A 24,013-nucleotide genomic window follows, 5' to 3' on the forward strand; every position below is an offset into this window, starting at 1 on the left:
CCCCGCGGTTATTGCGCGCTTGTTCACGGATCGTTGGGCACCAGCAGCCACAACCGGGCAATGTCGGCCGCGCCGTCACGGCCATCCACCGTCTTCAGCAAGGCGGTGGCCTTGGCGTATTGCCGGGCCTGCCAGGCCGCCACCCCCGCATGCAGGCGGGCTTCCTCAGGCCGCTTGAGGCCGCCTTTCTTGAGGCCCAGCTCCATCAGGGCCAGGCCCTTGTCGGCCTGGCCTTGCTGGGCCAGGGACCAGCCGAGGTTGAACAGCCCCGTGCCATTGGCAGCCGCCGCGGCGGCCGATGCTTCGGCGTCCGCATTGGCCAGCGAGCGCTGCTCTTCGGCACTGGCCTTGGCCGCCAGTTCGCGCAGGCGCTTGTGGCGATCGGCGTCCGGCCCCGTGCCGAGCACGCCGGCGGCGAACCCGCGGTCCACGATGCGGCGTGCCTCGGCGGGCGAGGCATCCTGCAGCGCCAGTTGCGCCATCTCCACGTGGTCCGACGCACTGGCCAGGCCGACCGTGGCGAGCTGCAGCCGGTAGACGTCCAGCGACAGTCGTGGCGCGAAGCCCGGCCGCTGCGGCAGCCGACGCAACAGGTCGGTCCAGTACTCCTTCTTCGGATGATGGGCCACGAGTTGCTCCAGCACGGCCTGGTAGCCGTTCGCATCGTTCAGCTTCGCATGGCAGCTCGCCAGCAGCTTGAGCTGGTCTTCGTCCGGAACGCGTCCGGCCTTCTCCTGTTCATGCAGCACGGCCTGCAACTCCTTGGCCGCGTCGGCATGGCCTCCGCTCAAGTACAGCGACTGGACGAGCACGGTGCGCGTGCCTGCATCGCTGCCGCCCAGGTCAAAGTAGCGGCGTGCCAGCGACGCGGCCCGTGCGTAGTCCTTGGCGCGGTAGGCCACGCTGGCCATGGCCTGCAGCGTCCTGGCCTGCTCGGCGGCCGGCAGCAGGCCCGACGACACCACCGTCTCGAAGGACTTCAGCGCCAGCTCTGCCTGCCCAGCCGACAAGGCCGCCGCGCCGCGCATGCGGGCGATGGTGAGCACCTCGTACGCGGTCTTGTTCGGCACAGCATCGGTCTCGGCGATCTTCGCCAAGGCATCGGTGAAGCGTTGCGCCTTCATCGCTTCCTGGGCCGCCTGCAACGGCTTGCCGATCTCCACACGCACCGTGTCCGCCTTCTTGCCATCCTCGGGCTGGACGGCCGCGGTGTTGTCCACCGCGATGTGCGGCTGATGCGTGAACTGGGCCCACGCACCGCATCCGGCGACAAGCATCGCCAGTCCCACCGACGCATTCTTCATTTCGCGAATTGCTCGTTGCCTACGATGCCGATTTTGGTCACACCAAGCCGCTGCGCAGAGGCCATCACGGCCGCCACGCTCTTGTAGGCGACGAGCTTGTTGGGCCTCAGGTGCACCTCGGGCTGGTCGGCCTGCGCTGCCGCCTGCTGCAGCCTCGACTCCAGCGCCGCGCGATCGCCCAGCGCCTCGCCGTTCCACAGCACCGTGCCGTCGAAGTCGACGTCGATGGTCACGACGACGGGCTCCTTCGCAGGCGGCGGCGGATTGCCTTGCGGCATGTCCAGGTTCACCGAATGCAGCTGGATCGGGATGGTGATGATCAGCATGATCAGCAGCACCAGCATCACGTCGATGAGCGGCGTGGTGTTGATGTCGACCATCACGTCCGGATCGCCGCCGCCGGATTTCAATGTCATTGCCATGGCGTCATCCTTTCGCCGGCGGCTGCGTCACGAAGCTGATCTTCATGATGGCCGCGCGCTGCGCCGCGAAGATCACCCGCCCCACCGATTCGTAGCGCGTCTCCTGGTCGCCGCGGATGTGCACCTCGGGCTGCGGCTTCATCACCGCCACCTTCTTCAGCTTCTCGACCAGCAGGTTGTTGTCGGGCACGAGCTGGGTGTTCCAGTAGACGTCGCCGTCCTTGCTCACCGAGATCTCGATGTTCTCCGGCTTGGTCTGCCGCGCGATGTTGGTCTCGCTCGGCAGCTTCACCGGCACCGTCTGCGTCACCACGGGGATGGTGATGAGGAAGATGATGAGCAGCACCAGCATCACGTCCACCAGCGGCGTGGTGTTGATGGACGACACGACCTCCTCGTCGCCGCCGTCGCCTCCCACGGTCATGGCCATGCGCGCGACTCCTTCAGCGGGCCGCCGTGCGGGCGCCCATCAGCACGCCGTGGACATCGGCGCTGAAGCTGCGCACCGATTCCATCGCGACCTTGTTGCGGCGGACCAGCCAGTTGTAGCCCAGCACCGCAGGCACGGCCACGGCCAGGCCGATGGCCGTCATGATCAGCGCCTCGCCCACCGGGCCAGCCACCTTGTCGATGGACGCCTGCCCGGCGATGCCGATGGCGGTCAGCGCGTTGTAGATGCCCCAGACCGTGCCGAACAGGCCCACGAAGGGCGCCGTCGAACCCACTGTGGCCAGGAAGGCCAGCCCATCCTGCATGCGCGACTGCACGTCGTCCACCGAGCGCTGCACGCTCATCGTGACCCAGGTGTTGCGGTCGATGTGCTCGGTGAGCGCGCCTTCGTGGTGCTTGTCCGCCTCGATGCCCGTCTCGGCGATGAAGCGGAACGCGCTGCCTTGCTTGAGCGTCTTGGCTGCATCACCCAGGTTCGCATGCTTGAAGAAGCCCTTGCGGGCCGCACGCGACTCGCCGCTGATCTTCAGGCTCTCATACAGCTTGGTGATGAGGATGTACCAGCTGCCCATCGACATCACCACCAGGATCATCAGCGTGCCCTTGGCCACGAAGTCGCCCTGCTCCCACAGCGCCTTGATGCCGTAGGGGTTGTCCACCGCCTCCTTGCTCACCGCGGCGGCCGGCCCCTGGGCCAGCGCCATGTCCATCATCGCCACCCAGCCCAGCGTCACCAGCAGCAACGCCACCCACCACTTCCAACTCTGCTTGCCGAAAATCATGTCTCGCTCCAACTTCAGATTCATCTGTCCAACTTGAAGACGAAAGGCACCTGCACCTTCACGTCCTGTCCTTGCCCCACGCACTTGAACAAGCGCACCGTCGCCAGCGACACCGCGTCGAACACGCGGTGCGATGACTTCACGACCTGCGCATCGCTCACGCGGCCCTCGCGGTCCACGGTGAACTCCACCAGCGTGTCGCCCTCCAGTTCCTGCCGCTGCGCCTCGCGGGGGTACGCCACTTCGGCGCGCACCTTCTGCGAGTTCGGGCAGGCCACGCCGACCGCCACTGGCACCGGCTTGGCTGGCGGCGCTGCCACCACCGCAGGCGGCTGTGCTTCCGGCGGCTTGGTCGTCACCGCCGTGATCGCCGGCGGCGACTGCGTCACCGGCACCTGGATCTGCACCTCCGGCATGGGCACGAACACATCCGGGGGCGGCGGGGCCAGCTTGGGCGGTGGCGGTGGTGGAGGCGGCGCCTCCGGGGGCGGCTTGGGCGCCTCGATGATCTTGGTCTCCAGGGGTTGCTTGATGACGTCGACCACCTTCTTCGCCAGCCCCGTCACCAGGGCATAGACCACCACCACGTGGAGCAGCACCACCACGCCGAAGCCGATCGAGTGTTTGCCCGGCTGGCGTTGCGCTTGTGCGTACTGCATCGCCGCCGCTTCAGAAGTTGAAGCCCACCGACAGCTCGGCCGCACGGCCGAAGATCGGACGGCCCAGGAACACGCCGTTGCTCACCCCCGCGGTCGTCACCCGCGTGTTGCCTTCGGTGATGCCGATGCTGTTGGTGAGGTTGGTGCCGGTCAGCCGCACGTCGATGCCATTGGCCAGGTGAGCCACGAAGCCGGCGTCCAGCGTGTGGTACTTGGGCAGGATCTGCAGGTTCTGCGTGTCGTTGAAGCGCTCACCGATGTAGCTGAAGGTGGCGAAGGCCTTGAACGTGCCCAGCTCGGTGTTGAACTTGTAGCTGGGCGTGAAGCGGAACTGCATCTTCGGCTGTCGGATCACTCGGTTGCCGGTGCGGTCGTCACCGGGGCCGACGGCGAAGTCGGCGTACTTCGCATCGAGGTAGTCGCCCGTCGCCGTCAGCTCCAGGCCCGGCAGCGGCCGGACGGAGCCTTCCAGCTCGATGCCCTTGGCCTTGGAGCCGGCCACGTTGGTGATGATCCCCGTGGTGGTGATCTGCTGGAACGACAGGCCGGAGAAGTCGTTGTAGAAGCCGGTGAGGTACAGGCTGTACAGCTTGGTGCTGGTCTTCACGCCGACCTCGTACTGCTTGACGGTCGTCGTCTGCTTCTGGCCGTTGCGCAGGCCGTCGAAGGACGGAAACTGGAAGCCCGAGTTCAGCCGGCCGAAAGCGCTGATGTCCGGCGTGAGGTAGTAGTTGGCGCCCGCCGTCCACGACACGTGGTGGTCGGTCTGGCTCACGGTGTTGGCCGTGCCGTTCACCACCGACACGCCGTTGTTGTAGAGCGTGTTGGGGTTGCCGTCCAGGTCCACGCCGCTCGCGTTGGAGATGGTGCCGTTGATGCGCTGGCGCTCGTAGCGCACGCCGCCGTCCACGCGCAGCTTCTCGCTGGCCTTCCATTCGTCGGCCGCGAACAGCGCCATGTTCTGGCCGTTGTAGTTGGCGTTGAGGTTGAAGAAGGCGCCGCTGAGCTGGCCGTTCTTCGTGAGCACCTTGTCGCCGGCCGGGTTGCCGGTGAGCGTCACGTCCACCAGGCGGCCGTTCTGCTGCAGCGTGGTGAGGAAAGTGTTGCCCAGCGACCAGTCGTCCTGCGAGGAGTAGTCGGAGAAGTAGGCGCCCAGCGTGAGCGTGTTGCGTTCGTTCAGGTCGCGGCTGATTCGGAAGTCGTTGGTGAAGCTCTGCAGCTTCTTCACGACGGCCCAGGCCGACACCGGCAACACCTGCGTCGTGCCTGCCACCGCACCGCCGCCATTGTTCACGTAGGTGCCGGAGCCACCCGTGCTGCCGTTGAGGTTGGCAGCGATGAACTCATCGAGCGTGGACGGATTCGCGCCGGTGAACCACGCATAGGTGGGCACCGTGCCGGACATGGTGTTCGACTTGTTCGCGATGGTCCAGTCGCCGAGCTTCTTGTCCAGGTTGACGCCGTACAGCTGCATCTGAACGCCACGGCCATCGGCCATGTCGATCTTCGTCTTGCCCGGCGGCGTTCCAGGCGTGGACTCGAAGGCCACCTGGCGCAGCTCGTTGCCGATGAAGGTCGCCGTCTGCGCCGGGAAGCCGGGGTAGGAATCGAGCGTGTGGCCGCCGTTGCTGGTGAGCAGCGGAATCGGCAGGAAGAAGGTGTTCTTGTCGTTGAGCACGCGGCCGTAGATGGACAGCTCGCCGTTGTCTTCGAGCTTGCGCGTGAGCATGGCGCTGAACTGGCCGCCGCGGTCGGACGGGAACTGCGTGTCGCGCACGCCTTGCGTGGTGCGGTAGAAGCCGCCGAAGCTGCCGTACCAGCCGTCGGAAATCTTGCCGGCGTAGTAGGTGTCGACGCGGCGCAGGTCACCGGTGCCGGTGGTCACGCGCAGGCCGCCTTCGGGCACGTTGCCGCCCTTCTTCATGATGAAGTTGACGGTGGCGCCAGGGTTGCCGTCGGCGAAGATGGGCGACGGGCCGCCACGCAGCACTTCCACGCGCTCGATGGTGTCGTCCAGCCGGAACAGTGACGAACCTTCAAAGAACGACAGCGTGGGCACGGCGTAGATGGTGGCGCCGTTGAGCTGGAAGGACGTCCAGGGGGCGTCACCGGTCGCGGCGAAACCGCGCACCTCGATGTTGTTGCCCGTCTGGCCGCCGGTGGTTTCCACCGACACGCCCGGCACGATCTTCAAGAGGTCCGCGGCGCTCGCAGGCGCCGCGTCCTTGATCTGCTCCTCCCCCGCCGTGGTGATGCTGAAGCTGGCGTCGAGCTTCTTCAGGCCTTCGGAACGCGCGGTGCCGGTGACGATCACCGCTTCGAGCTTTTCCACCGGTGCCTTGGGCGCGGGCGCCGAGGCCGCCGCCGCAGGCGCCGGTGCTGCATCCTGCGCTTGCGCCGACATGCTGGCGAGCGCCGCCAGCACCGCCGACGACATGAGGCTCAAGCGCACGACCCGACCCGTTGCGCGGCCCGACGCCGCGCTGTACTTGCTCTTCATGAGTGTCTCCTGTTGTGTGTGGAACCCGGCACCCGTTCACCGTGTGCCGCGTCTGGCCGCCATTGGGGCTTGCCGGTTTGAATTGAAGATTTCGTTCGTTGCAGGGCGAGCGTCACGCTCGCAACCACATGACTTGGCAGGGTGGGCCCGCTGCGCTCGAACCACCCTGCGGACTCAGTGCCGCCACTGTCGCGGCCATTGCGCCATCGACATCGCCACGCGCAGATCCATGTGCACTTCGTATCCCTGCGCGGCATCCCAGTGCGCAGCGAAGCTTTGCAACTGGTTCATCAGCCGGCGCAGCCGTGCCAGGGCTTCGTCGGGATCGAGGTCGGCGGGCTCGGGCGGCACGAGATCGGTCTTGCGGCGAGCGGGTGTCCAACGCTCTGCGGGAAAGAATGCGCGGCCCATGGCGTTCAATCCCAGCGGCCGTTGCGGCCGATGCGCAGCAGTTCGTCGTCGAGCTTGCGCACGGCAGCGGTGGGGTCGGCCTTGCGCGAGAGCACGTCGCGCGTGTTCATCCAGATCGCCTCGCTGACATCGTTGTAGCGGGCGGCTGTCACCGTGGCGGGGCGGCCCACGGCGAAGGCCAGCACGCCGAAGAGTTCGCCCATGAACGGGTTGGCCTTGAGGATGTCGCGGTCGGCGTACAGCGGCCACAGCGTCGGGTTGAACGAGCCCTTGATGGCCCGCTCCTTCTGCACCTGCGCGCTGGTGAGGTACATCACCAGGTCGGCCGCGATCGCGGTGTTCTTCGAGTAGCGCGACACCGCAAGCTGCTGCCCACCCATGGTGGCGGCGAAGCGTCCGCCATCGCTGTCGGACTTGGGCAGAACGGTCACGCCCACCTTGCCGCGCACGGGGCTGTCAGGCGATTGCGCGAGGGACCATGCGTAAGGCCAGTTGCGCATGAACAGCGCATGGCCGGCCTGAAACATCGCGCGAGATTCCTCTTCGCCGAAGTCCATCACCTGCGGCGGCGTGATCGTGCCGATGAAGGATTGCACCGTCATCAAGGCCTTGACCGCGCGGTCGTTGCGCACGGTGCTGCGTCCGCCCTGGTCGACGAAGCTGCCGCCGCCAAAACTCACCACCCATTCCAGCACGTTGCAGGTGAGCCCTTCGTAGGCACGGCCCTGCCAGACGTAGCCCCACATTGCCGTGTGGCCCGCGGCACGTTCGCCTTCTTGCACACGGCGGGCGGCAGTGGCCAGATCAGCCCAGGTCTTGGGCACCTTCAGGCCGTACTTGTCGAGCAGGTCGCGGCGGTAGTACAGCAGGCCAGCGTCCATGAACCAGGGCATGGCCACGAGCCGGCCTTCCACCGTGTTGTTCGCGACCACGCCGCCGAAGTGATCGTGCTCGATGCCGCCGGTGTGCGGCTTCAGGTCGAGCAAGTGGCGGCTGAGCAGGCCGGGCCACACGACGTCGAGCTGGATCACGTCGATGGCATCCGAGCGCTCGTTGAACACCTTCTGGTACAGCGCCAGGCGCGCCGTGGCGTTGGCGGGGGTGGGCACCACCTGGACCGTGTGGCCGGTCTTGCGCGACCAGGCCTCGGCCTCCTCCTTGCACAACTCGAGCTCCTGGCCCACCGCGGCACAGGAAAGCTTGACCGTCGCCGCATGAGTCGCGCTGCCCAAGACCAGCGCACTCGCCATGAAGACCGCTGCCGTCCACGCATGCATGTCTGTCTCCTTTGTGGATGTGGAGCCTCTAGGAAGCCAGACCCATGCGAATGGCCGGTTTCAAGTGTTGCGAAGTGCGTGTCACGAACATGTCACACGTGAGGAAGTACCGGGACGGCTAAGATGGGCGCCTTCATGCGTGCAGCCCAACGACGAGTCCGGACCCCGCGCCACCTGGCGTGGATGCTGTGGCTCGCGCTGCTGCTGCCCTTCGCGCAGGCCGCGGCCAACTGGCACGCGATCTCGCACGTGTCGGCCTCGACCGAGGCCGATCCGGACAGCAAGCAGTCACTGCACTTCGCGCATTGCGACCTGTGCCTGACCGCGGCAGCCGTGACCGGTGGAGCACCGGCCAGCCAGGCGCCTGACATTGCGCTGCAGGTCACCACGCACGAAGCTCCGGTGCGCGACGGCGCCACGCCGGTGGTCGCCGCACCGATCCGCCGCTACCTCAGCCGCGCCCCTCCCTTCGCTCTGGTCTGACCCGCTTGCCGAACCTGCCGCCGTCGTTGACGGGGCAGGTCGTTCATTCGTCATTGATCACAGCGAAACACCATGCACAGACTCTTGCCGGCGAGCATCGCGCTCGCCCTGGCCGCGCCCATGGGGGCGATGGCCGACACCACCTCCGACATTGCCGCACTGAAACAGGAAATCGCCGACATGCGCGCGGCCTACGAGGCGCGGCTCAAGCAGATGGAGGAGCGGCTGAAGGCGGCCGAAGCCTCCTCGGCGGCGCCGGCCACGGCGCAGGCCGCGCCCCCGGCACCGCCCGTTGCTGCCGCGCCCGCACCTGCGGCGAACACTGCCGCCAGTGGCAACAGCAACAGCTTCAATCCGGCGATGTCGCTGATCCTCTCGGGCACTTATGCACGGACCTCCAAGGACCCGTCCAGCTACTTCATCAATGGCTTCAAGCTGCCCGAAGGCGCTGAGGTGGGCCCGGGCACCCGCGGCTTCAGCCTGGCCGAGACTGAGCTGGGCATCTCCGCCAACATCGACCCATGGCTGCGTGGCTCGGCCAACATCTCGCTGCATCCCGATGATTCAGTGTCAGTCGAGGAAGCCTTTGTCCAGACCACCTCGCTGGGCAATGGCTTGGGCATCAAGGCCGGGCGCTTCTTCTCCAGCATCGGCTACCTGAATTCGCAGCATGCCCACACCTGGGACTTCGTCGACAACCCGCTGGCCTACCAGGCGATGCTGGGCACGCAGTACGGCGACGACGGCGTGCAGTTCACCTGGCTCGCGCCGACGGACCAGTTCATTGAGCTGGGTCTGGAGCTGGGCCGCGGACGCAGCTTCCCGGGCTCGGATGCAAGCCGCAATGGTGCGGGCATGACGGCCGTCACGGCGCACACGGGCGGGGACATCGGCGACAGCCACAACTGGCGGGCCGGCGTTTCCTACCTTCGAGCCAAGGCCAGCGACCAGACGCTGGTCGACCCCCTCGCGGTCAGCCCGGGCGTGTTCAATGGCAACACCTCCGTCATCGTGGCTGATGCCGTGTGGAAGTGGGCACCCAACGGCAACGCGACCCGAACCAACTTCAAGCTGCAGGGCGAGTACATCCGCAGCCGGCGCGACGGCGTGATCACCTACGACTCGGGTGGCCCGATGGACAGCGTCTACCGTGTGGCGCAATCGGGCTGGTACCTGCAGGGCGTCTACCAGTTCATGCCGCGCTGGCGCGCTGGCCTGCGCACCGAGCGGCTGAATTCGGGAGTGCCGACGTTCGACACGAACATGTCACCGCTCATGTTCGAAGCCCGGCACCCACGCAAGACCACACTAATGCTCGATTACAGCCCCAGCGAGTTCTCTCGCGTGCGCTTGCAATTCGCTCGCGACCGCTCCCGCGTGTTCGAGGGTGACAACCAGCTCTTCCTGCAATACCAGATGAGCCTGGGCGCCCACGGCGCACACAGCTACTGATCAAGGAGATCATCACCATGAAGTTCAAGACCTTGTTCTCGTTGGTCGCGGCGCCGCTGATGCTCGCCGCCCTGCCCGCCCACGCCGCCTTGCGCGTGTTCGCCTGCGAACCCGAGTGGGGCGCGCTGGCCACCGAACTCGGCGGCAAGCTGGTGGATGTCTCCGTGGCCACCAGCGCGTTGCAGGACCCGCACCAGATCCAGGCCAAGCCCAGCCTCATCGCCCGCGCACGCAATGCCGACCTGGTGGTGTGCACCGGTGCCGAGCTGGAGATCGGCTGGCTGCCGGTGCTGCTGCAGCAGTCGGGCAATGCGAAGGTGCAGGCCGGCCAGCCCGGCAACTTCGCCGCGGCCGACTTCGTGCGCAAGCTCGAAGTGCCCACGCAGCTGGACCGCTCGCAAGGCGACGTGCATGCCGCGGGCAACCCGCACATCCAGACCGACCCGCGCAACATCGCGGCCGTGGCCACCGCCTTGTCGGCCCGGCTGCAGCAGGTGGACCCGGCCAACGCCGCCGAGTACGCGAAGCGCCAGGCCGACTTCTCCGCGCGCTGGCAGCAGGCCTTGGCGAAGTGGCAGCAACAGGCGGCGCCGCTCAAGGGCGCGGCGGTGGTGTCGCAGCACAAGGGCTTCGTCTACCTGTATGACTGGCTGGGCCTGAAGGAGGTGGCGGTGCTCGAACCCAAGCCGGGCGTGGAGCCCACCGCGCCGCACCTGCAAGGCGTGCTCGCCACCCTGAAGGCCACGCCGGCGCGCATGGTGATCTACGCCGCCTACCAGGATTCGAAGTCCTCCGAATGGCTCAGCCGCAACGCCGGCATCGCCGCGGTGAAGATCCCCTTCACCGTGGGCGGCTCCGATGCGGCCAAGGACTTGTTCGGCCTCTTCGACGACACCGTGTCCAAGCTCGTCTCGGCAGGAGCCGCACGATGAACTGGAGCGCGCTCGACTGGGGCATCCTCGGACCGGCGCTCATCGCCGGCCTGCTGGTGCTGGCCACCCACGTGCCGCTGGGCACGCAGGTGCTGGACCGCGGCATCGTGTTCATCGACCTGGCCATTGCGCAGATCGCGGGGCTGGGCGTGATCGCCGCCGATGCCGCGGGCCTGCCCGAAGGCGGCGTGGCGGTGCAGGTCGCCGCGGTGGTGGCCGCCCTGCTGGGCGCGCTCGTGCTCACCTGGACCGAACGCAAGGCGCCTCAACAGCAGGAGGCGCTCATCGGCGTGATGTTCATCCTCGCGGCCTGCGCGGGCATCCTCATGCTCTCGGGCAATCCGCATGGCGGCGAGCACCTGAAGGACTTGCTGGTCGGGCAGATCCTGTGGGTGAACGGCACGCAGCTGATGTGGCTGGCCGTGGTGTCGGCCGTGCTGCTGGCGGCGATGAAGCTTGGGCTGGTGCAGCGCCTGGGCCGCTTCGGCTTCTACGGCGCCTTCGCCATCGCGGTGACGGCCTCGGTGCAGCTGGTGGGGGTGTACCTGGTGTTCTCCAGCCTCATCATCCCGGCGCTGGCGACGCGGCAGTCCAGCGGCACGCGCCGCCATGTCGTGGCCTACGGCGTGGGTGCGCTGGGCTACGCGCTGGGGCTGGCCTTGTCAGCGGTGCTGGACCTGCCTTCAGGGGCCGTCATCGTCTGGACGCTCGCGGTGTGCGGTCTGGTGGCCAGCCGCGTGGTATGACCGGCCGAAGCGCGTGCGGCGGGATGGTCAAATCACGCTGCACACGCTTCGCCTCATGGACAAGGAACCCCGCTTCAAGGTCACGCTGCCAGATGGCCGGCCCTCGTTCGAGGCCGGCACGAACAGCACCGTGCTCGCCGCCTCGCTGGTTGCCGGCGCGGGGCTGTCGAGCTCCTGCCGCAACGGCACCTGCCGCGCCTGCATCGCGCGGCTGAGCGCGGGGCGCGTCAGCTACCGCATCGACTGGCCCGGGCTCAGCGCGGACGAGAAAGCCCAGGGCTACTTCCTGCCCTGCGTGGCGCATGCCGAATCGGACCTGGTGGTCATGAGTTTCGGACCGGGCTGATCGGTGGCACAGTGGCGCGTCGCCACTGGACGCCGCCGCCATGCCTTCACTTCGTCGCGCCCTGTTCATCGGCCTTGTCGCTGCCGCCTGCCATCCCGCCTGGGCCGCCGGCCCGGAGGCGGACGTCGACCGCCTGCTCGACCGCTTCCACCTCGCCGCTTCGCAGGCGAAGTTCGACGACTACTTCGGCCTCCTCGCGCCAGACGCCGTCTTCATCGGCACCGACGCGACCGAACGCTGGACCGTCGAGCAGTTCAAGGCCTACGCCAAGCCGCATTTCGACAAGGGCAAGGGCTGGACCTACACGAAGGTGGAGCGGCACATCCTCGTCTCCGCCGACGACCGCCATGCGTCCTTCGACGAACTGCTGGACAACGCCTCGCTCGGCCGCTGCCGCGGCACCGGCGTGCTGCGCCGGGTGGACGGCCAGTGGAAGATCGAGCAGTACCACCTGACGATCCCGGTGCCCAACGAGCTGGCGCTGGAGGTGGTGAAGATGATCCGCCGCTGAACGGCCCTACTTCTTCACGCACACATCCTCGACCCCCACCTTCGTCATCGTTCCGCCCGAGTTGGTACAGATCTGCGCCTCGGCGGCTCGCCGCTTGGCGATGCGCTCGGGTGCGGTACTGACCCTGAAGAAGGCGCTGGCAACGGCCAGCACGACGATGGCAACGGCGGCAAAGCGCGCGGCGCGGGTGGTGAGCATGGGTTCTCCTGCCTGCACGCATCGTGTGGGAAGCGGGCTTCGCACGTCAAGCACAAAACGTGGGAAGCAGGGTCTGACAATGCCGCGGATCGCCACTTCCACGTGAGCCATGAAGATCAGCCGCCGATCCCTCCTGCTTGCCGGTGCCGCCGGAATGGCCGCCACGGCTTGCGCCTCAGAACCAGAACCAGACCGTGAGGTCCAGGCGCAGATCGCCGACATCGAACGCGAGACCGGCGGCCAGGTGGGCGTGTTCGCGCTCGACACCCACACCGGCCAGCACCTCGGCCACCGAGCCGGCGAGCGCTTCGCCATGTGCTCGACCTTCAAGCTGCCGCTGGCCGCCGCGGTGTTCGCCCGCGTGGACCGCGCTGAGCTGTCGCTGGAGCAGTCCATCGCCTTCAGCGAGCGCGACCTGGTGCCCCACGCGCCGGTGGCCGAGAAGCACCTGGCGTCCGGCCGCATCAGCCTGGGCGAATGCTGCGATGCGATGGTGCTGCTGAGCGACAACGTGGCGGCCAACCTGGTGCTGCCGCTCATCGGCGGGCCGGCAGGTTTCACCCGCTTCATGCGCACGCTGGGCGACCCGGTCACGCGGCTGGACCGCAACGAGCCGGGCCTGAACACCAACCTCCTCGGCGATCCGCGCGACACCACCACGCCGCAGGCCATGGCGCACAGCCTCGCGGCATTGCTCACGGGCGAACACTTGTCGGCACCATCGCGCGAACGTCTCGTCGACCTGATGCGCCGTTGCAGCACCGGCCTTCAGCGCATCCGTGGCGGCCTGCCCGCGGACTGGAACGCGGGCGACAAGACCGGCACCGGCTCGCGCGGCGCGGTCAACGACATCGCCGCGGCCTGGCCGCCTGGACGCCGGCCGGTCGTCATCTCGGTCTTCCTCAGCGGCTCTGCATTGCCGGCGTCCAAGCTGAACGAATCGCACACGAAGATCGCACGCATCGTCGCGCGCATGCTCGGACAAGGCTAGGCCGGCGGGGGGAAACCCGAGGTGTTCAGAACGTTTCAGGGCGTGGTCAGACAGCAGTTCTATAACTGCGCCTGTTCTCTCGCCAAAAACAAAGAGCCATGAAAAGCAGCCACGCGATTCATCGCCCGCAGCGCACGTTGGGACCCTCGGTCGGCATCGCCGAAGCGTGGGAGCGCGCCTACTGGGCCTTCGAGTTCGACATCGACGAGTCCGAGCTGGTCGACATCATCGCCCTCACGGGCGACCGCGTCGAAGACGTGATGTCAGAGGTCCAACGCCGCCGGCAGCAGAGCGCCTGAGCGGCCCCGGCTGAACGAAGGATCACCGCCGGTTGACCAGCCCCTTGGCGCCGCAGGTCTTGCCGTCGGCGATCACGAAAGGCATCGGGCTCCATGCCGTGGGTGCGCCACAGGCGCCGGACTGGGCACAGCCGCAGGCCTTCGATTTCAGCACCTCATCGAGCTTGGCCTTCTGCGCCGGCGACATGCGCGGCAGCTTGGGCGCGAAGCTCAGCAGCATGGCGTCGTCGGGCGTGGCCCGCTCTTCGCCGATGCGCACCTTGCCCAGCACGGTGTCCACTTCCTTCTGGTCGGCCTTGACCATCTTCACGCCCGGCTTGGGCTGCTTGATGGACGCCAGCGCCACCTGCATGGCGGCGTAGCCCCGCGCTGCGGCCACGCTGAAGGGCTTGCGGTAGGCCGCGGAGAACGCCGGGGCGATGTCGTCCCAGCGCGTGCCGTTCACGTGCAGCATGGGGCACAGCACGGCGTCGTAGCCGTCGGGCATCTTGGCTTCGAAGTCGATCCAGCAGGCGGTGCTGGAGGTCACGCGCAGGCCGGTTTCCGAGCGCAGCTTGGCGGCGATGGTGTCGGCCAGGTTCAGCGGCACGTCGCCCAGCTGGATGATGCCCTCGGCGTTCATGGTGAAGCGTTCGGCGTTGGCCGAGACGAAGGGGATGCCGGCGTCGCGGATCTGCTTGGGCACGGTGCCCAGCACGCAGAAGCCGCCCACCACCACGTCGACCTTCGAGGCCACCAGTTCCTTGGCGGCGGCCGCGGCCTTCTTCGCGTCGCAGGCGCTGTCCTTGACCACCAGCGTCGGCGTCTGGCCCGGCCAGGTCTTGAGCGCCAGCTGCATGCCGTCGCGGATGTCTTCGCCACGGGCCTTGTCGGGCCAGGATTCGGGGACGATGGCGCCCACCTGCGCCGGCGACGCGGCGGCATGCCCCACGAAGAGGCTCAGGGCCGCCAGTGAGAACCATGCGCCGGCGCGGCGCGCGCACCGTTGGGGAGCAGCCCAGACTGCCATCGAGCTCTTGCTAGACATCGTCGCCGACAAGGGGGGTGGGGATGACCCATGCTATCGGCCCAAGTCCCTGGCGCAACTAGCGTAATTGACGATTGGCGTGAACGTTTGCTCACTACAGGCATGCAACTGGTATGGTGAAACGGCCCTCAGGACTTCTGGGACGCCACCGAGTCCAGGAATCGCACGAATCGCTCCCGCGAGAGCTTCAGCGCCTGCGGGTTTCCGCCCACCGTGACGCCCTTGCCGGGATGCACTCCGTTGGGGACATCGGTGCGCACACGCACCGGCGCGGTGGAGTCAAAGCCGTGGTACGCCCCCGGATAGGCCTCGAACTCAGGCGGCTGACCATGCTCCGCGGCGGCCTCGGCGAGCTTGCGGCAGGGCTCGGCGGGCGTCCAGTCATCGGACTCGCCCACCATCATCAGCAGCCGGGTGGTGGTTTCGTAGCCACGGCGCAGGTCCGCCTCGCAGCCGGGGTAGAAGGCGATGGCGAAGGCAGGCTTCACGGTCGCGGCCGCCACGTCCTTGTGGTGCTCGTTGGTGGCCGCAAGCACGGTGCTGCCGCCGTTGGACCAGCCCAGCAGGCCCAGCCGGGCGGCGTCCACGTCGCTGCGCGCGGCCAGCCATTCGAGCGACGAGAGGGCGTCCAGGCGCCGGTTGGCCTGGGTGATCAGGCGCTTCCCGATCTTCTGCGTACAGATCTGCGTCTCGCCGCGCGGCGTGAGCGAATCCACCACCAACGCGTGCATGCCGGCCTTGTTGATGATCCGGGCGTAGTCGAGCATGCGCTGGCTGAGCACGCCCTTCTTGTCGTAGGGCCCGCCGCAGCCATGCAGCAGGACGACGGCCGGCGCCGGCGCGGCGGACTCGACCTGGAACCAGAAGCCCTTGAGCATCAACCCCGGACCGCGGGAGAGGTCCGAGCTGGGAATGCTGACGGCCATCTGCGCGGCGGCCGGCCCGGTCAGGCAGGCGGTGGCGATGACGAGGGCGGCGCGCCCCAGGAACTGCTTCATGCGTGGATTCTCGGCGGGTGGGGGTGGAAGCGGGCCATGGCGTAGGCGTCGGCGAACTGGCCATTGCGCATCACGTAGCCCTTGAAGGTGCCCTCGATCTCGAAGCCGAACTTGCGGTACAGGGCGATGGCACGGTCGTTGTCGGAGTACACGGTCAGCTCGATGCGCAGGGCGCCGGCCCAGTTGTCGGCGAAATCCAGCATGGCGCCCATCAGCGCCGACCCGACGCCACGCCCCTGCGACTCCGCGGCCACGCAGATGCCCAGCGTCATCACGTGCCGCCTGCGCAGGGCAGGCCCCGCAGGATGCAGCCCGGCGTTGCCCACCACGTCGCCGTGCAGTTCGGCCACCAGCGGCAGGTCGGTCTTGCCGGGAGCACAGGTCTCGGTCAGGCGGGCCCGCCAATGCTCCTCGTCGTTGTACGGAAGCTGCATCAGGTTCGGAAATATGTCCGGGTGACTCATCAGCCGGGCATAGGCCGCGGCGTCCTTCGGGGTCGCTCTTCGTATGGCGATTGACATATCAAACTCCTTCCTTGTGCGATTTCATGTCTTTGCTTACGCCGACATCATCTAACCTGGGAAAAGCCGGTCGATACAATTGCGGGTTAATCCGTAGCCCGGAATTCTCCTGTCTCCCGGGCGATAGCGGCCAGGGGCGGCCCCGAGCACCCTTGGCATCTGTATCAGACCTCAGCAATCGATCATGGCAAACCTCGGCACCGAACGCGTCCTGCACGTGCACCACTGGAACGACACCCTGTTCTCGTTCCGCACCACCCGCGACCCCGCGCTGCGATTCCGCAATGGCCACTTCGTCATGATCGGCCTGCCCGTGGACGGCAAGCCCCTGCTGCGCGCCTACAGCGTGGCCAGCGCCAACCACGACGAGCACCTCGAATTCTTCAGCATCAAGGTCGAGAACGGCCCCCTCACTTCGCGGCTGCAGCACCTCAAGCCCGGCGACGAGATCATCGTGGGCCGCAAGCCCGTGGGCACCCTGGTGCTCGATGACCTGCGCCCCGGCCGCAACCTGTACCTGCTGTCCACGGGCACGGGCCTGGCTCCCTTCATCAGCATCATCCAGGACCCCGAGACCTACGAGCGCTTCGAGAAGGTGGTGCTCGTGCACGGCGTGCGCCAGGTCGACGAGCTGGCCTATGCCGACTTCTTCCAGCACCAGTTGCCCGAGCATGAGTTCCTGGGCGAGATGCTCAAGGACAAGCTGATCTACTACCCCACCGTCACCCGCGAGCAGTTCCGCAACATGGGCCGGCTGACGGACCTGATCGAGTCGGGCAAGCTGTGCGCCGACATCGGCCTGCCGATGATCGACCCCGCCAGCGACCGCGTGATGATCTGCGGCAGCGAGGCCATGCTCAAGGACACCTGCAAGCTGCTGGATGCGCGTGGGTTCCAGATCAGCCCGCGCCAGGGTGAGCAGGGCGATTACGTGATCGAACGTGCGTTTGTTGAAAAATAAGGTGGATTGAGAGGGGGCCGGCTGTCGCGCAAGGCCCACTTCAAGCACAGAGAACACAGAGGGCCACAGAGCCCACAGAGACAAATCAAATCTCTGTGGGCTCTGTGGCCCTCTGTGTTCTCTGTGTCAACTTCAACGCCACACCTGATCCCGTTCGTCACTGAACAAGCGGGACCACGCATCACGCAATCATCCCTCCGCGCCGCGAGCCACCAGTTCGCTGAACCTCGCCGGGTCGATGTTCGATCCGCACACGATCAGCGCGACCTTCTTGCCGTCCAGCCGGCCTCGCAGGGGCCCGAGCAGCGCCGCGGTGGCGGCGGCTGCAGCGGGTTCGGCGACCAGCTTCATGTCGCGGAACAGGTAGAACATGCCGCGGCACATCTCCTCGTCCCACACCCGCACGATGTCGTCCACGAAGCGGTGGCACACGCCGAAGCTGTAGGGCAGTGCATACGGCGCGCCCAGGCTGTCGGCCACGGTGTCCACGCGTTCGAGCTTGACCGGCGAGCGCTCGCGGAAGCTGCGGTACATCGCATCCGCGCCGAAAGGCTCGATGCCCAGCACCTCGCAGCGCGGGTTGACCTGCTTCACCGCCGCGGCGATGCCTGCGCACAGGCCGCCACCGCCCACGGGCACCACCACCGCATCGAGATCGGGCACCTGGCGCATCAGCTCCAGGCCGATGGTGCCGGTGCCCTGTGCGGTGAGCGGGCCGTCGAATGGATGGATCATCGTCCGGCGCTCTTCCTCGACCAGGCGATTGGCCAGCGCGAAGGCCTCGTGGATGGTGTCGGTGAGCAGCACCTCGGCGCCGTCGGCCTGCGAGGCCGCGATGCGCGCGGGGCTCGCATGGCGAGGCATGCACAGCTTGGCATGCGTGCCGCAGGCCTTGGCAGCGTAGGCCACCGCCATCGCATGGTTGCCCGCGCTGCAGGCGACCACGCCGCGCTTGAGCGCCGCGGCGTCCAGCGAGGCCACGTTGTTCAGCGCGCCACGCAGCTTGAAAGTGCCGGTGCGCTGGAAGAGTTCGAGCTTGAGCCACACCTCGGTGCTGGGATGCAGCGCCTGCTCGACGATGCCGGTGCGCCACTGCCACACGGGTGTCTCCAGCACCTTGCCGCGCAGGCGCTGCGCGGTGCGCTCGATGTCGGCCAGGGTCGGGAAGTCGCTGGAAAGCTCAGGGGCGGACGACGCAACGGGCGTGTCGGCGACTGCGAAAGACATGGGGGTACTCCATTCGGTTCGGATTGCATGATGCGCCAGTCGGCGCGCGAGTGCAGGCAGGGGGACCGCTGAGCACCGGCGCGACGCCGCAGCTCAACGATCCTTGCGAATTCGAATGGAGGCCTGAATGGATTCGACCGCGAACGCAGGCCAGACGCAGGGAGCGTCGGCGCGGGGCGTTGGGCGGGTCGGGAGATTCACGCGGCAGATCATAGCCTGTGAATCGGCGGAGGTGGGGTGAGGAGTGGACGGCCCGAGGGAGTTTCGGCTCGCGCCATCGGCCCCCTCACCCCGGCCCTCTCCCGCGAGGGAAGAGGGAGAACTTGCACGGGCGGTTCAGGCCGCCTTCGCGCTGGGTTCGACAGCGCACCACGCGGCCTTCGCACGCGGCTCGGTCGGCTCCAGGGCACACCAGGCGGCGGCTGCTTCGCGAGTGGCAGGCTCGATGGCGCACCACGCCGCCTCGGCCTTCACCGGCTCCACGGCACACCAGGCCGCGTCGGACTTGGCGGTCGGCTCCACCGCGCACCATGCTGCTTTCGCCACGGCAGTGGGCTCCACTGCGCACCAGGCAGCCTTCGCCTTCGCGGAAGGCTCCACAGCACACCATGCGGCCTTGCCTTCGGCCTGGGGCTCCACGGCACACCATGCCGCCTTGGCTTCGGCAGACGGCTCGACGGCGCACCACGCAGCCTTGCCTTGCGCGCTGGGCTCCACGGCACACCACGCGGCCTTCACCGAGGGCTCCACCGCGCACCAGGCCGAAGCCTTGGGCATCTCCTCGCCGAACTCCTTGAGGTACAGCTCCTGCATCTTGTCGAAGGCGTTGTCCAGCGCCTTCGCATCCTCTTCGCCGCGCAGGCCGAGGTAGGGGAAGTGGTGCAGGAAGCGGCCGAAGGTGGCGTCGCAGTCGGCCGCGTACTTGCGCGTGTCCAGGATGTGCATGTGCCAGAAGCGGTCGATGTCCTGCTCGGGCGCGAGGGTCATCTCCGGGTACTTCGCATGCAGCGTGAGGTAGCGCTTGTACGCGAGCTCCATCGCATCGGCGTATTCGTCGGACCAGCCATAGCCATCTTCCTTGCGCGTGGCCTTGAACTTGATCATGCTCAAGTCCATCGCCTGGATCGCTGCAACCGTCTGGGCCAGGGTCTTCTTCGGGTTGGAAAGGGTCATGAGAACTTCCATGAGGGGGCGTTGAACGCCCAGGAGCGACCGCCCCCGGGTCGTGGGGTCCACTGCCCGTGGGCCGCTTCAGGCGGCCACCGGGACAGCGAATTGGGTGCGCAGGTGGCGCGCCATGAAGGCGCAGACGTCCTCGGCGGGCATGGGCTTGCACAGCCAGTAGCCCTGGATCTCGTCGCAGCCGTGGGCGCGCAGGTAGGCCAGTTGCTCGGCGGTCTCCACGCCTTCGGCCACCACCTTCATGCGAAGGCCGTGGGCCAAGGTCACGATGCCGTCGGCGAGTGCCTGCGAATCGGGGTCCTGCGAGAGGTCGTTGACGAAGCTGCGGTCGATCTTCACCGTCGTCAGCGGGAAGCGCTTGAGGTAGGACAGCGACGAGTAGCCGGTGCCGAAATCGTCGATGGCCAGGCCCACGCCGAGCCGGCGGATCTGCTGCAGCAGCTGCGCCGTGGTCTCGGGGCTCTTCATCATCACGCTCTCGGTGATCTCCAGCTCCAGCAGCTCGGGGTTGAGCCCGGTCTCGTTGAGCACGCCGGCGATGTCTTCCACCAGCGAGTCGCTCGCGAACTGGCGCACCGACAGGTTCACGCTCATCTGCACCGGCGGCAGGCCGCGGCTTTGCCAGTCGCGTGCCTCGGCACAGGCAGTACGCAGCGCCCACAGGCCCATGGGCACGATGAGGCCCGTCTCTTCAGCGATCGGAATGAACTGCGCCGGCGACACCATGCCCAGCACCGGATGGCGCCAGCGCATCAGTGCCTCCACGCCCACGATGCGCTGCGTGCGCAGGTCCATCTTGGGCTGGTAGTGCATTTCGAGCTCGTTGCGCTCCAGTGCCCGGCGCAGGCCGCTTTCGAGCATGAGGCGTTCGGTTCCCTGAGCATTCATCTGCGCGGCGTAGAACTCATGCCCGCCGCGTCCCTTGTCCTTGGCGCGGTACATCGCCGTGTCCGCGTTCTTCAGCAGCGTCTCGCCGTCGGTGCCGTCTTCCGGGTACACGCTCACGCCGATGCTGGCGCTGACATTGAGCTCTCGCCCGTCGATGACGAAGGGCTCGGCGCAGCAGGCCAGCACCTTCTCCGCGACCACTGCCGCATCGCTGGCCTTGGACAGGTTCTCCACCACCAGCACGAATTCGTCGCCGCCGAAGCGGGCCACCGCGTCGTCCTCGCGCAGCACGCCGCTCAGGCGTTCGGCGCAGGCCTTGATGAGCGCGTCGCCCACGCCATGGCCCAGCGTGTCGTTGATGCGCTTGAAGCGGTCCAGGTCCACGAACATCACCGCGAAGCGCTTCTGGTGGCGGTTGCTGCGCTTGATGGCGCGCGCCATGTCGCGCTGCAGGGTGGCGCGGTTGGACAAGCCGGTGAGCGAGTCGTGCGTGGCCACGTAGCGCAGCGCCTGCTCGGCATGCTTGCGCTGCTCGTACTGCGCCAGCTGCAGGCCGATCGCGCGCAGCGTGTCCAGCATGTCGCTGTCGATGTCGAAGGGGCGGCGGCTGAAGAGCTCCAGCGCGGACGACTTGCCCACGCTGAGCATGGGAACGATCAGGCCCGACACGAGGCCGGCCTGCCCGGCCAGCGCGTCGCGGGTGAAGTGGTCGGTGCTGCGCGAGGTGTCCACCACCACCGCCTCGCCGGCCAGGAAAGCCCGCCCCAGCGAGCCTTCGTCGGCACGGTAGCTCAGCGTGCGGCTGATGCGCACGAACTGCTCGATGGCTTCGTCCGTGCCTTCCTGCCAGGCCGCGCTGCACCGCACGGCGCTGTTGTCGCGAATGGTCCACAGGCTGCCGCAGTCCCAGCCGATGTGAGAACACACCGCGGCCAGCGCACCGGACATCACCGTCTCATGCTCGCCGTCGCAGACCAGCAATTGCGCCACCTCGTGTTCGAGGCGCATGCGCATCACGGCCTTGCGACGTTGCGTGTCGTCGCGCACGGTGCAACGCAGCGACAGGCGGCCGTTTTCCTCGGCGACCTGGATGATGGTGTGCACCCAGCGGCGCGTGCCGTCGGGCAGCCACAGCTGATGCTCGCACTCGGCACGCTCGCGCGACTCCTGCGCGTCGGCCAGCAGGCGGGTCACGTCGCGGCGCTCTTCGGAAGGCACGCGCGACAGCAAGGTGGCCAGCTCCACCGGCTGGCCTTCAGGCAGGCCGAACATGCGCATGGCCTGCTCGGAGCAATGCACTTCGCCGGAGTGCACGTCGATCACCCAGCTGCCGAGGTTGGCCACCTGCTGGGCTTCGTCGAGGCGGCGCTGGCTCACGCGCAGGTGCTGGGTCATCGAACGGGCGATGCCCTCGGCGCGGCCGCGCGAGGTGTTGAGCGAATACACGATGCCGGCGAGCAGGGCGCTGATGGCCAACCCCGAGAGCGCGACCACGGCACCGATGGAACGGTCCAGCCAGCCCATCACCTGGTCGGGGGGCTGCGAGGTCTGCACCAGCCATGAATGGCCGCCCATGTCGAAGACGAAGGTGCGGTCAAAGGCCGCAGCGGCGGCCTTGTCGTCGGCCGCCGGCTGCTGCGTGTCAAACAGCAGGTTGGCGTCTTTGGTGTGAAGTTGATCGACGGGCACCGGATCGGTGGCGCCCATCGAGCTGCCCTTGCTCGGCCCGGCGTCGTACAGGCGGATACGGGGCGCTTCGTTGCCGCTGATGCCGGCCACGTCCTTCATCATCTCGGCCACGCGAAAGCCCGCGCCGACCGAGCCGATGTAGGCCGCGCGCCGCTCGTCCACCGTGTCGTGCGGCATGTCGCCGCGGTAGACCGGCAGGCGCATCGCCAGGCCAATGTCGGATTCGCGGCCCTTGATCTGGATCTTGCGGCCCGACGAGGTCAGCCCGTTGTTGTCGCGGGCCTGCTCCAGCGCCTTCATGGCCGTGGGCACCGCGCTCAGGTCGCGGCCCAGCGTGGCCTCGTTGCCGGCCAGCGGCTCGATGTAGGCCAGCGGGTGATAGAAGGCACGTTCACCCGGTGGCACGATGGCGATCTTCGACGCGAGTGCCGGTGCAAGCGCGGGGTCCGACCGCAGCGAGGCTTCGAACTCCGCCCTGGCGGCGGCCGGCACGTAGGGCGCGTAGTTCAGGACCTGGAAGCCGGGAAATTTCTCGGCGATGTTCAAGCCGGTCACGTACTGGCGAAAGCGCGTGCGCGACACCGTCTCGCTGGTGTTGAACAGGGCCCGCAGGCCGATGAGGACTTCGGTGTAGCCGTCGAAGCGATCCTGCACCTTGCGTGCGGCATCCAGCGACACCGCATCGAACCTGCTTTGGGCGCCCCGCTCGATTTCCTGGTGTGCCGTCACGGCCAGGACGGCGGACAGTGCAGCGCCGACGCTGAACACGATGATGGGCAAGACGAACTTGCCGCGCAGGAACTCGAGACGCTTCACCATGGCCACTCCCAGTCGGCCCACCATCTGAGAACGGCATGCCGACGACTCTGGTGTCTTTCACGGGCCATCAACGAGCGCCCAACACCTGGCCGCGCCCCGGCGGATGCACGCCTGCGAACACGGATCGTCTGACCTGCTGCGTACGCCTCGGCGCTCGTATCGGCGCATCCCCTCGGGGCGACATGGTGCAACGCTGGTCTGGCATCGACCGTCGGCACCCCATACCGCCTGCCTTCGATCGAATGCGATGACTTTAGGGATGACCCTGAAGGCTGAACAGTCAGCGGCCCGACAAGCGCGCTGTACGAACTTTTCCTACAAGCCTGCAGATGTGAACTTTTCCACTGACCTTCGGGCACCATGGGCACATGGCAAACGTGATCGACTTCTCGAAAGACTCGGAGACAGTCGCGCGCGCCCTGATCGGCACCACGGTGCTGATCGACGGCGTGGGCGGACGCATCGTGGAGACCGAGGCCTATGACCGCGAGGACCCGGCCTCGCACAGCTTCTCTGGGCCGACGCCACGCAATGCCGTCATGTTCGGGCCGCCGGGCCGCGTCTACGTGTACCGCTCCTACGGCATCCACTGGTGCCTGAACTTCGTGTGCCGCGAAGAGGGCCACGGCGCGGGGGTGCTGATCCGCGCGATCGAGCCCACGCACGGCATCGATCGCATGCGCGAGCGGCGCGGCGTGGAGGATGTGCGATTGCTGTGCAGTGGACCGGGCCGCCTGTGCCAGGCGATGGGCGTGACCCGCGACTTCAACGGCCTGCCGCTGGATGCACCGCCCTTCGAGTTGATCGTGCCCGGCCGCCGCGCCAAGACCGTGAGCGGCCCGCGCATCGGCATCTCCAAGGCCATCGACGTGCCCTGGCGCTTCGGCCTGGCCGGATCCATGTACGTGTCAAGGCCCTTCCGCTAGGGGCCTCACCCC

25 protein-coding genes are annotated in these 24,013 nt (G+C 67.4%); 10 read left to right on the plus strand and 15 right to left on the minus strand.

Annotation, left to right across the window (positions count from 1 at the left end; genetic code table 11):
• Positions 1 to 23: 23 nt before the first annotated feature.
• The 8 genes from DZC73_RS00280 to DZC73_RS00315 form a co-directional block, all read right to left on the minus strand.
• On the minus strand, positions 24 to 1,304 hold the full coding sequence (locus tag DZC73_RS00280) for a tetratricopeptide repeat protein (RefSeq protein ID WP_124538208.1): 1,281 nt from the start codon (positions 1,302 to 1,304) through the stop codon (positions 24 to 26).
• Positions 1,301 to 1,726: an ExbD/TolR family protein gene (locus DZC73_RS00285; protein WP_198414750.1), complete on the minus strand. Its 426-nt coding sequence runs from the start codon at positions 1,724 to 1,726 to the stop codon at positions 1,301 to 1,303. The genes DZC73_RS00280 and DZC73_RS00285 overlap by 4 nt, the downstream gene beginning before the upstream one ends.
• Before the next feature lie 4 nt (positions 1,727 to 1,730).
• Positions 1,731 to 2,156 (minus strand): ExbD/TolR family protein, encoded by a 426-nt coding sequence (locus tag DZC73_RS00290; RefSeq protein WP_124538209.1) that lies wholly within the window; start codon positions 2,154 to 2,156, stop codon positions 1,731 to 1,733.
• A gap of 13 nt (positions 2,157 to 2,169) precedes the next feature.
• Positions 2,170 to 2,958 (minus strand): MotA/TolQ/ExbB proton channel family protein, encoded by a 789-nt coding sequence (locus DZC73_RS00295; RefSeq protein ID WP_124538210.1) that lies wholly within the window; start codon positions 2,956 to 2,958, stop codon positions 2,170 to 2,172.
• A gap of 20 nt (positions 2,959 to 2,978) precedes the next feature.
• A complete protein-coding gene (locus DZC73_RS00300) occupies positions 2,979 to 3,617 on the minus strand; it encodes an energy transducer TonB (protein WP_124538211.1) in 639 nt (212 codons plus the stop codon).
• Positions 3,618 to 3,627: 10 nt separating this feature from the next.
• A complete protein-coding gene (locus DZC73_RS00305) occupies positions 3,628 to 6,117 on the minus strand; it encodes a TonB-dependent receptor (RefSeq protein ID WP_198414752.1) in 2,490 nt (829 codons plus the stop codon).
• A 174-nt stretch (positions 6,118 to 6,291) separates the two neighbouring features.
• Positions 6,292 to 6,528, minus strand: coding sequence for a hypothetical protein (locus tag DZC73_RS00310; RefSeq protein WP_124538212.1), 237 nt, complete (start codon positions 6,526 to 6,528; stop codon positions 6,292 to 6,294).
• Positions 6,529 to 6,533: 5 nt separating this feature from the next.
• Positions 6,534 to 7,805 (minus strand): ABC transporter substrate-binding protein, encoded by a 1,272-nt coding sequence (locus DZC73_RS00315; protein WP_124538213.1) that lies wholly within the window; start codon positions 7,803 to 7,805, stop codon positions 6,534 to 6,536.
• Between the two features lie 135 nt (positions 7,806 to 7,940).
• On the opposite strand from DZC73_RS00315, the gene DZC73_RS00320 reads away from it, so the two are divergent.
• From DZC73_RS00320 to DZC73_RS00345, 6 genes are all read left to right on the plus strand, one after another.
• Entirely contained in the window at positions 7,941 to 8,288 is a 348-nt protein-coding gene (locus DZC73_RS00320; protein ID WP_124538214.1) for a DUF2946 family protein, read from the plus strand.
• Positions 8,289 to 8,360: 72 nt separating this feature from the next.
• Positions 8,361 to 9,740, plus strand: coding sequence for a hypothetical protein (locus DZC73_RS00325; protein ID WP_124538215.1), 1,380 nt, complete (start codon positions 8,361 to 8,363; stop codon positions 9,738 to 9,740).
• 17 nt (positions 9,741 to 9,757) lie between these two features.
• Complete coding sequence (locus DZC73_RS00330; RefSeq protein ID WP_124538216.1) at positions 9,758 to 10,672, plus strand: metal ABC transporter substrate-binding protein; 915 nt, start codon at positions 9,758 to 9,760, stop codon at positions 10,670 to 10,672.
• The gene (locus DZC73_RS00335; protein WP_124538217.1) at positions 10,669 to 11,418 is read left to right on the plus strand and encodes a metal ABC transporter permease; all 750 of its coding nucleotides are present in this window, start codon (positions 10,669 to 10,671) and stop codon (positions 11,416 to 11,418) included. Before DZC73_RS00330 ends, DZC73_RS00335 begins: the two co-directional genes overlap by 4 nt.
• Positions 11,419 to 11,473: 55 nt before the next feature.
• The gene (locus DZC73_RS00340; protein WP_124538218.1) at positions 11,474 to 11,764 is read left to right on the plus strand and encodes a 2Fe-2S iron-sulfur cluster-binding protein; all 291 of its coding nucleotides are present in this window, start codon (positions 11,474 to 11,476) and stop codon (positions 11,762 to 11,764) included.
• A gap of 40 nt (positions 11,765 to 11,804) precedes the next feature.
• The gene (locus tag DZC73_RS00345) at positions 11,805 to 12,275 is read left to right on the plus strand and encodes a nuclear transport factor 2 family protein (RefSeq protein ID WP_124538219.1); all 471 of its coding nucleotides are present in this window, start codon (positions 11,805 to 11,807) and stop codon (positions 12,273 to 12,275) included.
• Between the two features lie 6 nt (positions 12,276 to 12,281).
• Here DZC73_RS00345 and DZC73_RS00350 read toward each other — a convergent pair whose 3' ends face one another.
• Entirely contained in the window at positions 12,282 to 12,473 is a 192-nt protein-coding gene (locus DZC73_RS00350; protein WP_124538220.1) for a hypothetical protein, read from the minus strand.
• 109 nt (positions 12,474 to 12,582) lie between these two features.
• On the opposite strand from DZC73_RS00350, the gene bla reads away from it, so the two are divergent.
• Entirely contained in the window at positions 12,583 to 13,464 is an 882-nt protein-coding gene (gene bla, locus DZC73_RS00355; protein ID WP_124538221.1) for a class A beta-lactamase, read from the plus strand.
• A 98-nt stretch (positions 13,465 to 13,562) separates the two neighbouring features.
• Positions 13,563 to 13,763, plus strand: coding sequence for a DUF3606 domain-containing protein (locus DZC73_RS00360; RefSeq protein WP_124538222.1), 201 nt, complete (start codon positions 13,563 to 13,565; stop codon positions 13,761 to 13,763).
• A gap of 22 nt (positions 13,764 to 13,785) precedes the next feature.
• Here the strand turns inward: DZC73_RS00360 and DZC73_RS00365 are convergent, their stop codons facing one another.
• The 3 genes from DZC73_RS00365 to DZC73_RS00375 all read right to left on the minus strand — a co-directional run bounded on the left by DZC73_RS00365 (position 13,786) and on the right by DZC73_RS00375 (position 16,309).
• Positions 13,786 to 14,772, minus strand: a complete 987-nt coding sequence (locus tag DZC73_RS00365) for an ABC transporter substrate-binding protein (protein ID WP_161974400.1) — start codon at positions 14,770 to 14,772, stop codon at positions 13,786 to 13,788.
• Positions 14,773 to 14,918: 146 nt separating this feature from the next.
• Entirely contained in the window at positions 14,919 to 15,788 is an 870-nt protein-coding gene (locus DZC73_RS00370; RefSeq protein WP_124538224.1) for a dienelactone hydrolase family protein, read from the minus strand.
• The gene (locus DZC73_RS00375) at positions 15,785 to 16,309 is read right to left on the minus strand and encodes a GNAT family N-acetyltransferase (protein WP_124538225.1); all 525 of its coding nucleotides are present in this window, start codon (positions 16,307 to 16,309) and stop codon (positions 15,785 to 15,787) included. Before DZC73_RS00375 ends, DZC73_RS00370 begins: the two co-directional genes overlap by 4 nt.
• A gap of 184 nt (positions 16,310 to 16,493) precedes the next feature.
• On the opposite strand from DZC73_RS00375, the gene DZC73_RS00380 reads away from it, so the two are divergent.
• Positions 16,494 to 17,270 carry a ferredoxin--NADP reductase gene (locus tag DZC73_RS00380; RefSeq protein WP_124538226.1) on the plus strand — a complete coding sequence of 259 codons (777 nt, stop codon included), beginning with the start codon at positions 16,494 to 16,496 and terminating at the stop codon, positions 17,268 to 17,270.
• Positions 17,271 to 17,459: 189 nt separating this feature from the next.
• Here the strand turns inward: DZC73_RS00380 and DZC73_RS00385 are convergent, their stop codons facing one another.
• From DZC73_RS00385 to DZC73_RS00395, 3 genes are all read right to left on the minus strand, one after another.
• A complete protein-coding gene (locus DZC73_RS00385; RefSeq protein WP_124538227.1) occupies positions 17,460 to 18,497 on the minus strand; it encodes a threonine ammonia-lyase in 1,038 nt (345 codons plus the stop codon).
• Between the two features lie 336 nt (positions 18,498 to 18,833).
• Positions 18,834 to 19,670 (minus strand): glycine-rich domain-containing protein, encoded by an 837-nt coding sequence (locus tag DZC73_RS00390; RefSeq protein ID WP_124538228.1) that lies wholly within the window; start codon positions 19,668 to 19,670, stop codon positions 18,834 to 18,836.
• 78 nt (positions 19,671 to 19,748) lie between these two features.
• The gene (locus tag DZC73_RS00395) at positions 19,749 to 23,075 is read right to left on the minus strand and encodes a bifunctional diguanylate cyclase/phosphodiesterase (protein WP_124538229.1); all 3,327 of its coding nucleotides are present in this window, start codon (positions 23,073 to 23,075) and stop codon (positions 19,749 to 19,751) included.
• 368 nt (positions 23,076 to 23,443) lie between these two features.
• On the opposite strand from DZC73_RS00395, the gene DZC73_RS00400 reads away from it, so the two are divergent.
• Entirely contained in the window at positions 23,444 to 24,001 is a 558-nt protein-coding gene (locus DZC73_RS00400; RefSeq protein ID WP_124538230.1) for a DNA-3-methyladenine glycosylase, read from the plus strand.
• Positions 24,002 to 24,013: the final 12 nt, after the last annotated feature.

Origin of the sequence: Rhizobacter terrae (assembly GCF_003852895.1) — a bacterium.
GTDB classification, from domain to species: domain Bacteria; phylum Pseudomonadota; class Gammaproteobacteria; order Burkholderiales; family Burkholderiaceae_C; genus Albitalea; species Albitalea terrae.

Excerpts from the sequence above, each read along its gene's own strand:
- DZC73_RS00280 (WP_124538208.1), bottom strand. The coding sequence starts at position 1,304 with ATGAAGAATGCGTCGGTGGGACTGGCGATGCTTGTCGCCGGATGCGGT.
- DZC73_RS00285 (WP_198414750.1), bottom strand. The coding sequence starts at position 1,726 with ATGGCAATGACATTGAAATCCGGCGGCGGCGATCCGGACGTGATGGTC.
- DZC73_RS00290 (WP_124538209.1), bottom strand. The coding sequence starts at position 2,156 with ATGGCCATGACCGTGGGAGGCGACGGCGGCGACGAGGAGGTCGTGTCG.
- DZC73_RS00295 (WP_124538210.1), bottom strand. The coding sequence starts at position 2,958 with ATGATTTTCGGCAAGCAGAGTTGGAAGTGGTGGGTGGCGTTGCTGCTG.
- DZC73_RS00300 (WP_124538211.1), bottom strand. The coding sequence starts at position 3,617 with ATGCAGTACGCACAAGCGCAACGCCAGCCGGGCAAACACTCGATCGGC.
- DZC73_RS00305 (WP_198414752.1), bottom strand. The coding sequence starts at position 6,117 with ATGAAGAGCAAGTACAGCGCGGCGTCGGGCCGCGCAACGGGTCGGGTC.
- DZC73_RS00310 (WP_124538212.1), bottom strand. The coding sequence starts at position 6,528 with ATGGGCCGCGCATTCTTTCCCGCAGAGCGTTGGACACCCGCTCGCCGC.
- DZC73_RS00315 (WP_124538213.1), bottom strand. The coding sequence starts at position 7,805 with ATGCATGCGTGGACGGCAGCGGTCTTCATGGCGAGTGCGCTGGTCTTG.
- DZC73_RS00320 (WP_124538214.1), top strand. The coding sequence starts at position 7,941 with ATGCGTGCAGCCCAACGACGAGTCCGGACCCCGCGCCACCTGGCGTGG.
- DZC73_RS00325 (WP_124538215.1), top strand. The coding sequence starts at position 8,361 with ATGCACAGACTCTTGCCGGCGAGCATCGCGCTCGCCCTGGCCGCGCCC.
- DZC73_RS00330 (WP_124538216.1), top strand. The coding sequence starts at position 9,758 with ATGAAGTTCAAGACCTTGTTCTCGTTGGTCGCGGCGCCGCTGATGCTC.
- DZC73_RS00335 (WP_124538217.1), top strand. The coding sequence starts at position 10,669 with ATGAACTGGAGCGCGCTCGACTGGGGCATCCTCGGACCGGCGCTCATC.
- DZC73_RS00340 (WP_124538218.1), top strand. The coding sequence starts at position 11,474 with ATGGACAAGGAACCCCGCTTCAAGGTCACGCTGCCAGATGGCCGGCCC.
- DZC73_RS00345 (WP_124538219.1), top strand. The coding sequence starts at position 11,805 with ATGCCTTCACTTCGTCGCGCCCTGTTCATCGGCCTTGTCGCTGCCGCC.
- DZC73_RS00350 (WP_124538220.1), bottom strand. The coding sequence starts at position 12,473 with ATGCTCACCACCCGCGCCGCGCGCTTTGCCGCCGTTGCCATCGTCGTG.
- bla (WP_124538221.1), top strand. The coding sequence starts at position 12,583 with ATGAAGATCAGCCGCCGATCCCTCCTGCTTGCCGGTGCCGCCGGAATG.
- DZC73_RS00360 (WP_124538222.1), top strand. The coding sequence starts at position 13,563 with ATGAAAAGCAGCCACGCGATTCATCGCCCGCAGCGCACGTTGGGACCC.
- DZC73_RS00365 (WP_161974400.1), bottom strand. The coding sequence starts at position 14,772 with ATGGCAGTCTGGGCTGCTCCCCAACGGTGCGCGCGCCGCGCCGGCGCA.
- DZC73_RS00370 (WP_124538224.1), bottom strand. The coding sequence starts at position 15,788 with ATGAAGCAGTTCCTGGGGCGCGCCGCCCTCGTCATCGCCACCGCCTGC.
- DZC73_RS00375 (WP_124538225.1), bottom strand. The coding sequence starts at position 16,309 with ATGTCAATCGCCATACGAAGAGCGACCCCGAAGGACGCCGCGGCCTAT.
- DZC73_RS00380 (WP_124538226.1), top strand. The coding sequence starts at position 16,494 with ATGGCAAACCTCGGCACCGAACGCGTCCTGCACGTGCACCACTGGAAC.
- DZC73_RS00385 (WP_124538227.1), bottom strand. The coding sequence starts at position 18,497 with ATGTCTTTCGCAGTCGCCGACACGCCCGTTGCGTCGTCCGCCCCTGAG.
- DZC73_RS00390 (WP_124538228.1), bottom strand. The coding sequence starts at position 19,670 with ATGACCCTTTCCAACCCGAAGAAGACCCTGGCCCAGACGGTTGCAGCG.
- DZC73_RS00395 (WP_124538229.1), bottom strand. The coding sequence starts at position 23,075 with ATGGTGAAGCGTCTCGAGTTCCTGCGCGGCAAGTTCGTCTTGCCCATC.
- DZC73_RS00400 (WP_124538230.1), top strand. The coding sequence starts at position 23,444 with ATGGCAAACGTGATCGACTTCTCGAAAGACTCGGAGACAGTCGCGCGC.